Annotated in this window: 7 protein-coding genes; 1 reads left to right on the top strand and 6 read right to left on the bottom strand. The window is 50.3% G+C overall.

Translation table 11 applies throughout. The annotated features are described in order from the left end of the window. Positions 1 to 238: 238 nt before the first annotated feature. The 3 genes from HFP08_RS00415 to HFP08_RS00405 all read right to left on the bottom strand — a co-directional run bounded on the left by HFP08_RS00415 (position 239) and on the right by HFP08_RS00405 (position 3,332). On the bottom strand, positions 239 to 1,279 hold the full coding sequence (locus HFP08_RS00415; protein WP_168118544.1) for a LacI family DNA-binding transcriptional regulator: 1,041 nt from the start codon (positions 1,277 to 1,279) through the stop codon (positions 239 to 241). Positions 1,280 to 1,310: 31 nt separating this feature from the next. Continuing rightward, complete coding sequence (locus HFP08_RS00410; RefSeq protein WP_168118543.1) at positions 1,311 to 2,444, bottom strand: GNAT family N-acetyltransferase; 1,134 nt, start codon at positions 2,442 to 2,444, stop codon at positions 1,311 to 1,313. Between the two features lie 150 nt (positions 2,445 to 2,594). Continuing rightward, entirely contained in the window at positions 2,595 to 3,332 is a 738-nt protein-coding gene (locus tag HFP08_RS00405; protein WP_168118542.1) for an SDR family oxidoreductase, read from the bottom strand. Between the two features lie 190 nt (positions 3,333 to 3,522). Here HFP08_RS00405 and HFP08_RS00400 point away from each other — a divergent pair, with 190 nt between their 5' ends. Beyond that, positions 3,523 to 4,446, top strand: coding sequence for an AraC family transcriptional regulator (locus tag HFP08_RS00400; RefSeq protein WP_240940974.1), 924 nt, complete (start codon positions 3,523 to 3,525; stop codon positions 4,444 to 4,446). 123 nt (positions 4,447 to 4,569) lie between these two features. Here the strand turns inward: HFP08_RS00400 and HFP08_RS00395 are convergent, their stop codons facing one another. The 3 genes from HFP08_RS00395 to HFP08_RS00385 all read right to left on the bottom strand — a co-directional run bounded on the left by HFP08_RS00395 (position 4,570) and on the right by HFP08_RS00385 (position 14,471). Further along, positions 4,570 to 4,770, bottom strand: a complete 201-nt coding sequence (locus HFP08_RS00395; RefSeq protein WP_168118540.1) for a cold-shock protein — start codon at positions 4,768 to 4,770, stop codon at positions 4,570 to 4,572. A 160-nt stretch (positions 4,771 to 4,930) separates the two neighbouring features. After that, entirely contained in the window at positions 4,931 to 7,240 is a 2,310-nt protein-coding gene (locus tag HFP08_RS00390) for a helix-turn-helix transcriptional regulator (RefSeq protein ID WP_168118539.1), read from the bottom strand. Positions 7,241 to 7,334: 94 nt separating this feature from the next. Continuing rightward, entirely contained in the window at positions 7,335 to 14,471 is a 7,137-nt protein-coding gene (locus HFP08_RS00385) for an S-layer homology domain-containing protein (protein ID WP_168118538.1), read from the bottom strand. Between the last annotated feature and the right edge of the window lie 134 nt (positions 14,472 to 14,605).

Genomic DNA, 14,605 nt, shown 5'->3' with positions numbered 1-14,605 from the left:
TAAAGTTAGAATGCCCACTCTAAAATAATTTCCACTTTCTCACATACACATGCTCACTAAGATAGAAATCGATTTCTGTAATGAAGTATAACATGGAGGTCTTTATATTGACAAGTAACAGTTTATTTCTTGTAAAACATTAATAAATCAGCAGAAATCGTCTTTTTCTATCGTAAAACCAGTGAAATTCACTTGTTTATATAGAAATCGAGTACTTTATAACTTAACCTTAAAAAGGTTAAGCTTGGGTAACAATAGGAACTCCAACAACTGACCCGCGTTCAATTAATTTGGGCTGAAGCATCACATCAAACATCGGTTTATCTTCTCCCTGCATTAAATCCAGCAGCATCTTGCATGCCATTTTCCCCATTTCGTAATCAGGTTGTTTGATCGTTGTCAGTTGGGGATTTATCATTTGACCGAAATCTATTCCATCGAATCCCATAACGGATACATCCTCGGGTACACGGATGCCCTGTTGCCACAGCTCATTAATAACACCAAATGCCATCATATCATTGCAGGCAAAAATAGCCGTTGGCGGATTAGTTGCGGATAACATCTTCTGAGTCAGTTTTTTTCCTGTATCGAATTCAGACACAGCATTGTATACATCCTTCGAATTCGACTCTTCAACCAACGGTTCAAGATCAGCTGATTTCATCGCATCCAGGTAGCCTTGATAGATACTTCGGCGACTAGGCCTGTCGAGTTTGGACGTTACGTAACCAATGCGACGATGACCGTTGGACTGTAAATGCTTAGTCGCTATTAAACCGCCTCTATGGTAGTCGAATTCAATCTGGGAAATACCTTCCCCTTCGATTTTCTGATCAATCGCAATTACACTTAATCCTGTTTTCATTAAATTTTTCAACAGGGTCTTGTCTGTGGAAATGGAGGAAATGATCAGTCCTTTGACTTGCTTCTCCACGATGGTTCGGATATATTCTTCCTCCAGCGTCGGATCGTGAAGCGAATTGCAGGCAATAACCGTGAAGTCGTTCTGCCTCGCAATCTCTTCAATGCCGAATATAACAGAGGAATAGAACGGGTTAACAATAGTGGGGATAATGACCCCGATTGTCATGCTTTTGTTTTCTTTCAGCTGCTTGCCTAACAAATTCGGTATATAGTCCAATTCCTTAGCGATTCTCTGAACTTTCTCTTTCATTTTCTTGCTTACCGGATAGTCACTATTGCTCAGCACCCTTGAGACAGTAGCTGATGAAACATTCGCAATTCGAGCTATATCATGAATAGTCACTGGCTTCATTTACTTTATCACTCCTTGCAGAAACTTATTGTTAAATGTAATTTAATCCAACCGTATAGGGAAAAGGAACCGGAAAGTACGGGGAATAGTCGTTATTGTTGGCAGGAGGATCAAATAAGCAAGCAACAAGGCCCGCACCATCCAAGAAAACGGCCGGCTGGTTCGGAAATAACATTTTGTACATGCCTTCCGAGTTTTCCATCTGCATAATTTGAGGTATAGAGGATTCGTCAACCCCGCTGATATTCCTGCTTCTTGCCTCCAAATAAGGACGCAATTGCGCATTCAGATGGTTAACATTAACAACATGTATCGTGCCCGAATTTTGTTCCGGCTTGTTAGGGATGAACTGGAAGGCCTCATTCAATTCGGATTCGTACCAATTAATGGCTATATCCAGCTTCGATTGAGTATTGAATTTCAATGCTTGGGCAAGAAGCGTTGCTGTCGCCGTCGCATCGCCTGCCCGCTCCACTACAAACGGTGTACGATGCGCCGACTTATCCCCCGGAACGGCAATGACTGCAAAAGCCGCACACTCCCCCAGCTTCTCAGCCACTAACACAGTATGCTCCATTTTCAAATTGCTTGCATAGGCCGAAGCATGAATAAGTCCTGCCAAATCAGTGACACTTTGCTCATAATAAGCGGTCCGTATTCGAGCGAGCTCCGTTAGTTTGAACAAGTCGGCAGGACGCCATTCTCTCACCGTAATTTGTTGATCGTTAAGAGGGAGTTCCCTATGATTCTCATCCAGGGAATACCTCTTCACACTGCCGAAAGGGTAGCAGGCAGAACGAGTGTACAGCGACCGATTGCCCGATACGAGAATAAGCGCTGCGCCCGCTTCATTCGCGTGCGACAGCACCGCGGTCATGAGCTGGCTTGCGTATCCTTTGCCCCTGGCATCAGGATGCGTACATACTGCGCCGATAGAATAAATATGCAGGCGAGCGCTTTCAATCTGAACAATTGAAGGGACAAACCCCATGAAGGACACAAGCTTCCCCTCTTCGAAAGCGCCGTATGATTGTTTAAGACTTTTTGAAAACACAGACGGGAACGCTTCTCTCATTGAAACCTGTTCATCATCACGAAAGACACTATCCGCAAGTCGAATAGCCTCCTCCACTTCTCCCGCCTGCAACAAACGAATATTACTCATTGCGATCTCTCCCACTCCGACTCATTTACTCGATTATATCAATAGCCACGAAACAATAGCAACCGATTTCTATTTGCAAAAAACAAGAAGACACCCTTGCGGGTGCCTAATCATTGGCCGAACGAAGCTTAGGGCTTGTTCAACTGCCAATTAATTGAAACCGCCGTTCGCGCGAATCGTCTGGCCCGTTATCCAGCGCGCTTTGCCGCTGACAAGCAGTTCGATCGCATTCGCGATATCCTCCGGCTCGCCCAGCCGGCCGAACGCGTTCATACGTTTGAACGATTCGACCAATTCCTCGGATTTGCCGCTCAAGAACAGATCGGTAGCCACTTGTCCCGGAGCCAGGCAATTGATAATGATATCCTTCTTGCTGAATTCCTTGGCAAGCTGCCGGGTCAGCTGCTCGACAGCGCCTTTCGTAGCGGCGTATACGCTGTAGGTTGGAAGCATTGCGCCCGACACCGAGGTCGAGAAATTAATGATCGTCCCTCCCCGCTCCATATGCTTCATCGCCTGCTGACAGGCGAAATAGGTTCCTTTCACATTAATGGCGAAATGACGGTCGAACATCTCCTCCGTAACATTCTCGATCGCCTGGCATTCCATCATGCCGGCATTGTTAATCAGAATGTCGACGCGTTCGAATCGCTTCAGCGTTTCTGCGAACAACGCTTCAACCTCGCTAGTCTTGGCCACATCGGCGCGAATGGCGGCGGCTTCGCCGCCGGCTTGCCCAATCGTCTTCACAACCTCGTCCGCTTTCTCCCGGCTCGACGCATAGTTAACAACAACCTTCGCCCCGGCTTCCGCCAATTGAATCGCGATCTGTCTCCCGATTCCCCGCGACGCTCCCGTAACAATAGCCACTTTGCCTTTCAAGCTCATATCCAATCCCTCCATTTAATGTCTATCGACCGATACTGCAGCTCTACCGCCATGCTCGGCCTTGTGAATCCATTATATGAAATATGGGCATGAAGCCGTTAGATCATACCTGTTCGATTCTTGCCTAATTCTCTTCTCATCGTTATGATGGATGATAAATCATCACCTTGCCGGAAAGGAGCCTTCATCCGTGAATGAGAAACAAAGCAAAGAGCATGCCTTGCAGCAATTAGCCCAAATGATCCTTCGTCATGCACCGAGGAGCGGAACGCATCAAACAGCCGTTCCTTCCCTAAGCTTGATGCACGCGGAGGAATTGTCCGAACCGCTCGAATCCGTGTACAAGCCTTCCATCTGCGTCGTTGCGCAAGGAGCCAAGATGGCCACGCTGGCAGGAGAAAGCTACCGCTACGATCCATCGTCATTCTTGATCATTTCCGTCGAATTGCCGATTAACAGTAGAATTATACAGGCTTCGCCCGAAGTTCCCTTCTTAAGTCTGAAGCTCAGCTTCGATAACGACGCCATTCTTGAGATAGTGAAAGAATCCAATCGCCCCGTCGCCGTCAGCTCGAAAGCCGGACGCGGCATAACCGTGAACCGAACATCTCCCGCTCTGCTTGATGCCATTCTGCGGCTCATGCGATTGTTAAGTACGCCCGAGGATATTCCCGTTCTAGCGCCGCTGGTCATCCGCGAAATCCTATACCGCGTGCTTGAAGGCGACCAAGGGGCTCTTCTGCATCCGTTCGCGATTGTCGGCAGCCATGCGCACAGCATCGCGCAGGCGATTCGGCATATTAATAAGCAATACAATCAGCCGCTCGTAATTGAACAACTGGCGAATGACGTTAATCTGAGCGCCTCTGCTTTTCACAAGCATTTCAAACGGGTGACGGCGATGAGTCCGCTGCAATATCAGAAGACGGTGCGGCTGCAGGAGGCTCGTCTGCTCATGCTGAAGGAAACCTTGCCCGCTTCCGAAGCGGCGTTCCGCGTCGGCTATGAAAGTCCGTCCCAATTCAGCCGGGAATACGCCCGCATGTACGGACGTCCGCCAATGCTCGATATCAGGGAGCTTCGCGAATCGGTCGATGCTCATCCAAGCTCATAGGAACCCCCTGCCAAAATCGACGTACATGCAAAAAAAAAGCCACAACCGCGTGCAGTTGTGGCTTTTACATAGGAACGTGGAGAAACAATCCCCAAACCAAAAGTTTGGGGATTGTTTCTTGAATTACAGTTTTACAACATTCTCAGCTTGCTGACCGCGGTTGCCTTGAACGATGTTAAATTCAACTTGTTGGCCTTCATCAAGCGATTTGAAACCGTCGCCTACGATTGCGCTGAAATGCACGAATACGTCTTCGCCGCCTTCAACTTCGATAAAACCAAAACCTTTTTCCGCGTTAAACCATTTCACTGTACCTGTTTGCATGTAAAAAAACCTCCACTATTCTTTTTTCATTAGGAATAAACAAAAAATTCACATGATGCACAAAGAAGTAATCAAAATGATAACCCTCTGTGATATGTGAACTAAGGTCAAAATTCTAATAAAGTAATTATAGCACAGCTTAATGATAATAACAAATAGGTTATTGGGATTCGCGCTTACGGAATTCTCCCGGCGTAACGCCCGTCACGCGTTTGAACACCCGGATGAAATTCTGGGCGTTATTGTATCTCATCCGACACGCAATATCCGCTACCTTCATATCCGTAGCGAGCAGCAGCTCCTTCGCTCTGCTTATTCGTATCGAGGTCACATATTCCGTGAATGTAATGCCGGCCTGCTTGCGGAATAACTGACTAATCTGCGCTTCCGGCAAGCCGAACAGGTCTGAGAGCACTGTAAGGGAAATATCCTCATCATAATGATGACGAACATAATCGAGAATTTTTTCCGTAATCCCATCGGAGGGACGGCCTTTTTGTTCCTCCTCCTGCCTGTTCGTCCTCCGATTCTGTTCAATCAGCTTAACAAACACATCGGTATGCAGCCAATTCAGCAATTCGGGCAACAGGCGAAACGACTGAAGCTTCTCATACCATTCGAGCGGCTGCAAAATATCGGTTGCAAGACGATGATCCTCCGGAACCAACCGCATGATGGAGGTCAGCAACAGCAAGAAAGAAGTACGCACTTGCGATTCGATCAAGACCCGATGCATAAGCAAGCTTTCGGCGAACCTATGCAATTCTGCAGCAGCAAGCTCTTGCTCCCCCAATCGCAGATGCATAATGATCATTCGCTCATGCTCGAATGGATAGGTCGGCGGCTGAGTTTCCATGCTTCCTGAATCATAGACAAATATACGCATGTCGGGCCTAAGCAGAATCTGCTTCAGGCAATGCTGCGCCTGCTCGAAAGATTGATAAAGCTTTGCCGCCGATTTATCCTGGCTGCCAAATCCCATAATGAGGGTCGAATGCAACGCCAGCCTTCCGTCCAACCATTGAAGAAGCTGCTCGCCGAGCAATTGCAGATGGGAGCGAAGCAGCTCCGACTGCTCATGGGATTGTACAACGACTCCGCCGATCAAGTCCTCGCCTATGCGAGAGAAGAACACACCCTGTACAGAGGCCGGCATGCTGCCCAAGCTCTCTCTTTGCAGGATTTCAAGCGCTGTACGCCCCCATGCAGGAGTGCCTCGCTCTCCTTGTCCTACATAATTTTTTTCTATACAGAAGGCCGTATAGACATAACCGCTCATAGGGAAACCCAACTGTTTCATGCGATCGAATTCTTCCTGATCGAGCGACTGCCTGAGCCATTTGTTCACAAAGTACATTTGTCTCTCCGGCGCGCTCTCTCTTACTTCCTCCCCCAATACTTCGTTCTCCATCTGCAATCGCTCAATTACAGTGCGAATGCGTCCATAAATCCGATTGGAGAATAGCAGGGATGTCAGCAACGCCGCAAACGCGACAATCAAGCTTGCTCCTACAGCAATCCGCCGCACATGCTTTATACTCGCAATCAATTGCTCATAAGGAATAACAGATATGTAGATCCACCCCGAATCTGTCGACGGCCAGGCATGAAGCAGCATCGTATCTCCCGCGATTTTCATTCGCACGGACAGCGGCACCTTTGAGGGAATCACTTTATTATTCATCCAGTCAGCAACCTCGCCCGGTATGCCTTCGATTTCGATAAATTCTCTGAGGGGGCTGTCGGCGTATATATTCCCATCGGGACTTACGGCGAGCAAGCCTCCTCTAAACATCCCAACAGGTTCATCCAATACTGTATTCTGAAACACTTCATACAAGGCTTCCTTCTGCAATCGGACGACATAATAGCCAAGCGGCTCCGACAAACCGGATGGGAGCTTGCGAGCATACCATAAACCGTCAATCATTTGCCAACCATCCGCATTGGCGATCCCGCTATTGTTTTTTTGGATATGATCATACCAGAAGGCGAGCTCACGATTATGCAAGAGCGCAGAATAGAAGCTCGCGCCCAGCTCTGCCTCAGGATGATCGACAACGCCGTCAACCGTCACCAGCTTATCTGCATCAACCATATACAAATAAACGGCATCCACATGCTCGATCAGGATTTCCATTGCCGCCAAGGTTGCCATTACATGAGCAAGCTCCCGTTCATTATCTTCCAGGCTGCCTTCATGCAGCAAGATAGATAATTGATCATTCGTAACATGCTGCGACACTGATCGATCCACGGTAACCAGAATCTGATCCGTTCGTTCTTGCACTTGCTTCATCAACAGACGATTGGCCATTTCGATCTCGTTAAGCAGACTATTGTGCGCTGCAGCATACATAGCCAGAGACAGGATCACGACCGGAATAATTGCGAGCAAGGCTGCTGCAGCGATCCATCGATAACGAGTGACAACTTTGCCGGATAATGGTTTTAAATAGGGCAACAACATGATCTGCCTCCGATCTGGAAATCCATTCCTTCGTATTATAATGCAACAGCGCCCAACAGTTCCATGAGCTGTTGGGCGCTGCTATTCATCAGAATCAGAGCAACTTCAATTTCGTTAATAAATTGGCCAGCATCTGCGCCATTTCCGCTCTTGTCGTGATCTGTTTGGGAGCAAACCGTCCATCCGATTGCCCATTCATAATCCCCCATGTCTGCAATTGTTCCACTGCTGCTCTGGACCAACCCGATATTTCTCTGGCATCAATGAATGGATTCGGACGAGGAGTATCTCCCTCCAAATCCTCTTTATGAATTACGCCCAATAGCAGCAACCGGTCCAGCAGACGCTTGATGAACACTGCCGATTCCTCTCGCGTAGCGGTATCTCCCGGACGCAGCGCTGTGCCTTCTCCTTGTATCAAACCGTAGGAGAGAGCCCGTTTAAGCATTTCCGCGTACCAAGCTTCCTCGCTCGCATCCACGAATGTATGGAGAGACAATGCATCCTCCTCCACGATCGCGCCAAAACCGTTGCCTGTCACGGCTTTGCCCCCTGCATAATCAAGCATTCTGATCATAAAAGTCGCAAATTCCGCTCTTGTTACTCCCCGTTGCGGCGCGAACGTAGAATCTCCCATTCCCGTTGCAAGGTGACGGGACGCCAGCAGCTCAATCGCCTTCTTCGACCAATGGCCTGTCAAATCGCTGAAATGCGGCCTGTATTCCATAACGGCCAGCATGCCGTAATTCCCGCTGGATGCTTCCACTCTAACCTCCATCTGACGAAGCTCCGCTTGCCATTTGCCGCCAACATACGTCCATTCCCCCGGATGCCCGGGCACTGCGCGATAAACGCCCAATTTCTCAGGATCTATGGGGATGAGCTGCTTCTCCTCCAGCGTAAGGAAGAGACGAAGCGCTCTCGAAGCAGAGGCTGCCGCACCGCTTGATGATGACGGCGATGACGCTTCTGACCTGGTACTTGTCATCTCGTCTGCTTCAAACACGCTCAATCCCAAAGCTGGCTGAAGCAGCTTATATCGGTCATCCTGAGGCGTTGGCGCATCCGAAATCTGTGCGATTGCAAGTCCTCCCCGTTCGTTCCCGGAAGGCTGCCAGTCGTCAAGCTGAATACGTAATTGTCCATCCCATAGAATGGCTCCCGCCGATTCGCCTGTACTCGGAGCGAGCTTCGTCCAATTCAGCCTGACAAGCTCATATTCTTCAGGCTGCGTAACATCTCCGGAGCCCGAACCCGCATTTGCTCCCGAACCTGTTCCGGAGCCCGAACCGTGCTCGCCATTAGCAGCAGCTGCAATCGATGCATACAGCATAACAGCGCTCGCTTGATTCCCTGCGGAATCCTCGGCCACTAACGAAAGCTCATACGTTCGTCCCCGCTCCAGACCTTCCGACACCACATATATTTGTTCGCCGCGATCGATCATTACAGATCCAGCATCCTCATCTGCTCCTGCTTCCCTCCATCTGATCAGAACACCTTCCAGATCCGTACTAATCGAATCTTTCCAGCTTACCTTTATGGTCTGACCGACAGTTTGCGCCATTGCGCCGCTTACCTGGAACGGAGCAATACGATCAACGGCAGACTGCGCGGCTTTAACCTTGCCCGCCAAAGCAACATAGGGAGATGAATTTCCCGCAAAATCCATGGCGGTAATTCGTACCTGATAGAGCTCTCCGTCTTGCAGTTGTTCTATCTCGGTGTAACCGCTCCCCGCGCTAATGACCTTTTCGCTATAATTCGAATCCCATTCCCGCTTCCATTCGACCTTGATCTTGTCGAGATCGTCATCGGACGGATCGCGCCAGGTCACAAACAAGCTTCCATCCCCTGCCAGTAATTCTGAAGCTGAAACGGCGGCAGGCGCACTATTATCGGATGCCTTCACCGTCACCGCAAACGCTTGATCATAAGCTAGCGCGAGGTCATTGTAACCCACGGCGCCTGCATGGACAATTACGTCGAGCAAGTCTCCCGCCTCAACATGATGCTCCTCAGCTATCTCGTATACCCATCGCTTCGCCAGCTTGCTATGGTCGACTTCTACGACATCTACCCCAACGAGAGTTCCGGCAATGGGTTCATCTCCACGCATAACGGTGATGCTGCCGTTAACCAGCCCGCCATCTTCTTCAGCGCGCATATATTTCGAGAAGTCAATGATTAGCGTCTCGCCGTTATCTTCCCCCCGTATACGATCGACTTCAGGAGAAATGACGGCTTTCATGGCCAAATTAACGTCAAAATGCGGCGGCAATACGCGCAATTCCTCGCTATACGCCGTAGCGTACCCTTCCTTCTCCAATCGAATCTTCCACAGACCCGGCGGCACATCCCATTGATAACGCCCGTCGCCTCCCGTTTGTTGTGGATTCTGCTGCTCGAACCATTCCGCATCCCATTCCACCCACTCATCAGCGGACTCATCCTTATAGAGAACTGTCGCTGTAACGCCCTCCAGACGATTCTCTTCAACAGTTTCGTAAGCGAATCCGCTCGGATCATAGATCCAGGCCGGAGTTGCTACCAAATTCTTCTTGTCATTCACTTTTTGCTTTCGTTCCACAGGGTTTTTGTCCTTCGGATCCAAGGTATCGTCTTCACATTGAATATCTCTCATGACCGCTCTATCAATTTCAGCAAGCTTGTTAGCCATTTCATGATCGATCACCTTCTCGAGTCCTTGACCGGCGACCGCGGTCATGCCGGCAATCAATGTCCCTGGTCCTGGAGCTCCTGCGCCAATGACGAACAATCCCAGGCTAGCCGCCCACTTGGCCGATTCAGCCGCCATCATGTCTTCCATTATATCTTCATAGGCGCCGTGGTATCTCTGCGCGCGTTGTAATTGGCAGCCGGCGTACACCTTCCTGATGCGATCCTGAATACTGTCCATTGTCGATTCGAATCCGCCGCTCCCCTCAAGCGATATTCCGATATCAATGCCTTCGACAACAATTTCCGCTCCTGTCTTGGCTATCTGCGTTTGCGCGGACAATATTCGGACCTCCCCTCCATTGCCGGAGTCTTCATACTGCAGATAACCGGAGAAATCAGCCTCTACCGTCATATTCCGGCTGTCAGCGCTGCGGATGAAGGAGGCAACCATCGCGGCCGAGTCGCGATATCCGGTTGGCGCACCCGGGAAGGGAGAACGCGATCCAGCCGCGAAGGAAGCTGAACCACGAGCGCCGTATACCGTTTGATCCAGAACCTTCAATCTCGGCTTATTCGCAATCGAATAATTCACCGGATTTTCCACATAGAAGGAGGTTTCTGCCGTTGCCGACGCGCCTAGTCGCGGCGGCAAAGCCTGAATCACTCTGTATTTCTCGCGATGCTCGCTTTGTTCAATAACCTCTACCTGACCATTCGCTGGAGCCTCAGCATCCTTGAGCCACCAAGGCAATGCGTCGCGCAATTGCTCCAGACTATCAAATGCAGCATCATCCTCTACAGTCGGCACAGGATCATAGGACACATAGACGCCGCCGCTCAGCTCATTGATTTCCCCTGCCTCCGAATAGTGAAGATACGCTTTATACACCCCGTCCTCTCCCCGGACTGCCGGAAGCGTGAATGGCGAGATATGCACGATCACGTTGGAGACTGCCGTTGGATCATTGAAGGCAACGGCAATCTCTGTAACGCCCGGCTCCAGAATATACGGGAAGCTGGCTATCCCTCTTGCCGGGTTGAACGTCTTATGCTGCGTTTGATAGAAGCCGCGAGTAGTCAGACTTACTTCCTTGATTTGAGGCAGACCGTCCGCACTGTAGCGCGTCGTTCTATGCTGCGACTCCAGCATCTGCCCGTCTGTATTCGCTGCCGCATAGAGCTCGTAGCTGTACGCCTCCGCATTCGCAGACGGATCAGGCAAGCGAATCTGCAACGACCATTCGCCGGATGGCTGAGTGAGCATACCGATTTGCTCCGTTCCGGTCGCATAGGCCTGACCGAGAAGCGTTTGACCCTGATACACATAAATTCGGCTTCCCGGAATCGCTTTGCCGTGCAATTGCAGGTCCAGGGAAGAAATGCGCTCTGGCAACTCGAACGAAACAGGCTGAACCTCCGCCTGCACCGCGCTTATCGCCTCATTCACATCTACTCCGTCTTCCCTGTATTCGAGCCATGAATGGAAAGCTAAAGCATCCTCTCCGTAATCGGCCCCTACGCGCCCAACGATAGATAACCAATCCCCATTGCCGAATCCCAATTGCTGCAGGAGGGACAGCGGGATGGTCAGCACATCATTGGAAGGCTGCTGCGTGTCATAGGCCGACAGCCTGCCATCAACAAATGTCATCGTTTGATAAAGGGTCATTCCCGCAGGCAGCTTTATTTTCAAATCGCCTGTGCTTGGTTTATCCTGAAGGCTTCCCCCGTTCAATCCGAGTCTCAAGCGAAGCTCCTCTCCCGGATAATAGGTCGTATGCTCCAGTGTCATATAGCCGCTAAGCTGGTCTGCTTGAGAGCGATGTATACGTCCCAGATCCAGTACTTCCCCTTCTCTGATGCTGAATTGGCGCGCCACTTGCTGTTGCATTCTCCCTTGCTCCCAAGTGAGCAGAGTGAGTGTATACTCACCTGCTGAAGGAAGTGCAATCTGCTCGGTCTCACTCGGCGATGGAACCGAATAGTCAGCAGTAAAACCATTGGCAAGCCCCGTTATACGATACATGGCCCCGGATTGCGCCAGCTCCTCATCGAAGGAAAGCTTGAGCTCGCTGCCCAGCTCATAGAAATCAAGGAACGCATGACCTGTGAATGCATTGTCAATCGTAACCAGGTCGCATGTATAAATAAACTGCGCATCCTTCATGCATACATTGAACTGGTCGCCGGGCTTTCCCTTCACAGATACCGGATTTACCAAGAAGTATTGCTTTGTTCCTCCCGGAACCTTCTGAACGGTAACGACCCGTTGCCTGAATTCAACATAACCCAGCTCTTCCCAGGCCAAGGTTTCACGCAATACACCGCGCAGATGCTTGCGGATTGTCCCCTCTATGACCACATCGGAGCGGGTATACAGATCGAAGGAGTAGCTGCTCCCCGCTTCGCTTATTGGAAGAGCCGTATTCAATTGATCGTAATAGGCGTTATAGTCGCCGAAATTCACCGCTGCGTTCAAGCCCTTATAGAGCTGCGCTTCATAGTGCCCTTCGCTATCCGTTGCAACCTGTGTCTTATAAGAAGTGTTAAACCCGCTTCCAGGCAGCGGAGTTTGCAAAAATTCAATTGGTCTTCCAACTGCCGGCGCGAAATCCAGCTTAACCTGACCGCTTACCTCGATCATAGGCCTCTCTTCCAAATCGACTTCAAGCTCATTATGTCCTGCCAGCATAACATGCGTTATGGGATTAGGCAGCAGGTACGCAAGCGGCACATCCATCACTCGGACGGGGATGCTCGTTCCAGGTACAAGCTTGTTGCGGAAGATAATTTCGCCAGCGGCATCTGTTCTGCCTGTACGCCATCCTCCGTTCACGAAAGCTTGAACCGTAACGCCTTCCATTCCTTGATCTGAATCGCCACGCACCTTGACCGCAAGCTCTGGCGGCAATTCGGGCTCTTGCAGACCTGCTTGCAGTACAAGCGTTGTCGTCTCAAAGCTCTTCACCGTTGCATCCGTCGGCGGAACAAGGAAGGTCTCGTTATTCCACTTCACCTCGGCGGTCACTTTGCCTGGATACCAGTAAGGAAACACATGCTGACCTGGCCCGTCGAGAATTTGGCCAATCGGCGGCATCGTCCCATAATCGGATGCAATAAATAACGAGGCTCCTTCCACCTCTCCAGCTACATCAACAAGAAGCTTGCCCGTAAAAGGCAAATTCCAGAAATCGCCTTCGGCGTCAGTAATGGTGTCTGCAGCGGATACCGCCATACCGCTTTTGCTCAGCCTCACATACAAGGATGAAACGAGCGTAATGCGGTCCGATTCGTCTGCCGTCCATTCTCCTATGTAGCTTCCCGTCTCTCCTTGCTGCTCCGTCAGCGAAATCTCCAGCTCTCGCTGCACGGGAGCGGCTTGGGGTTCCCCCGCTTCATTGTTCCAGCTTTCGAACAGCACAACAGCCGTCGCCGTATAGCCTGGATTTGCCTCCAAAGCAATACCGATTGGCAGCCCCGCCTTTAATGCGCGATAGCTGTAAGCCCCGACTGTCTCATAAGCCAGCTCCAAGCGTGGAATCAGCTGTGAGCCGGCGAGGGGCTCGCTCTTCAGAGCCGTTTGCTGATTTCCCGACAACTTGCCAACTGCTCGCACAGAATAGGAAATCACATCACCCGGTTCATAGAGATCCGGCGCTCCGTTCAGAAGAGCGTTTAACTGCCCTGCGGGAAATTGTGCTGTTGCAGCCTGACCGTTATTACGGCTCCAGCTCAGCTCATAATGATCAATTTCTCCCTCAGCCTGAGGCCATTCCAGCCTGAAGCCCTCCCATGCCGACAATCCACTGACAAGCAAATCGGCATTCGCAGGCCATTCAGGAGCAACCTCTGGGTCTTCGGGATCCTCGGGGTCTTCGGGATCCACATCCGGTCCGGGAACGATCACGAATTGCTCGATAGAAGAGTCAAAGAAGTCGAGCAAATTATATAATTGAAGCGCAATCAAGTAGCGTTGTCCCGGCTCGAACCCGTCCAATGTACTGCTATAGGTCGAACCCTGCGTACGATAATAGCGTTCGCTCGTCATCATCGATTCCGGGATCAGCTCATCATCAGGCCCGACCTGCCATACCGCTACATCGTAGGAATAGATGCTGGCATTGAACATGCCTTCCCGTTTGCTGCCATTCCATTCCATCGTCATGCTCGTATTGTCATTCGAGAAAGCAACACGCGGGTCCATATGATACCTGTCATAATCAAGCAATCGCACCTCGCTAATCAAGGTGTCAAAGGGCTGCGTTGCCCCACTCTCGGTTGCGGTAACCCAAACTTCGTATGTAATAGAAGGGTCGAGTCCTGTCTGCACCCACTCCGTCGATGAATCAGGCAAATACGATCCGGAAGCAGTCAACCTTTCTCTTCCCGGCAGCGCATAGAAGGCTACCTCATAATCATACTGCTTGCCCGACATGCCATATTCCGGCTCAGACCAACTCACCCGAACCTGATTGTTCGGCAGGGCAACAAAATAAGGCGTAGCATCCCATGCCTCGCTCGCTTCAGCTGTTTGTTGATTCCAAATCAAAAATCCCGGAAATCCTGTTTGCGCCACCAACGTTAAAAGTAAAAAAACGATTAGGAATCGAAACCGTCTAAATCCTCGCAAATCATCCATTCCCCTTTCATTCATCCGAGCTTATCTTATAGAAGCTCCTACAA

This window comes from Paenibacillus sp. HB172176, assembly GCF_011947265.1.
In the GTDB taxonomy this organism is placed as follows: Bacteria; Bacillota; Bacilli; order Paenibacillales; family Paenibacillaceae; genus Pristimantibacillus.
This window is presented reverse-complemented; position numbering and strand designations above follow the sequence as displayed.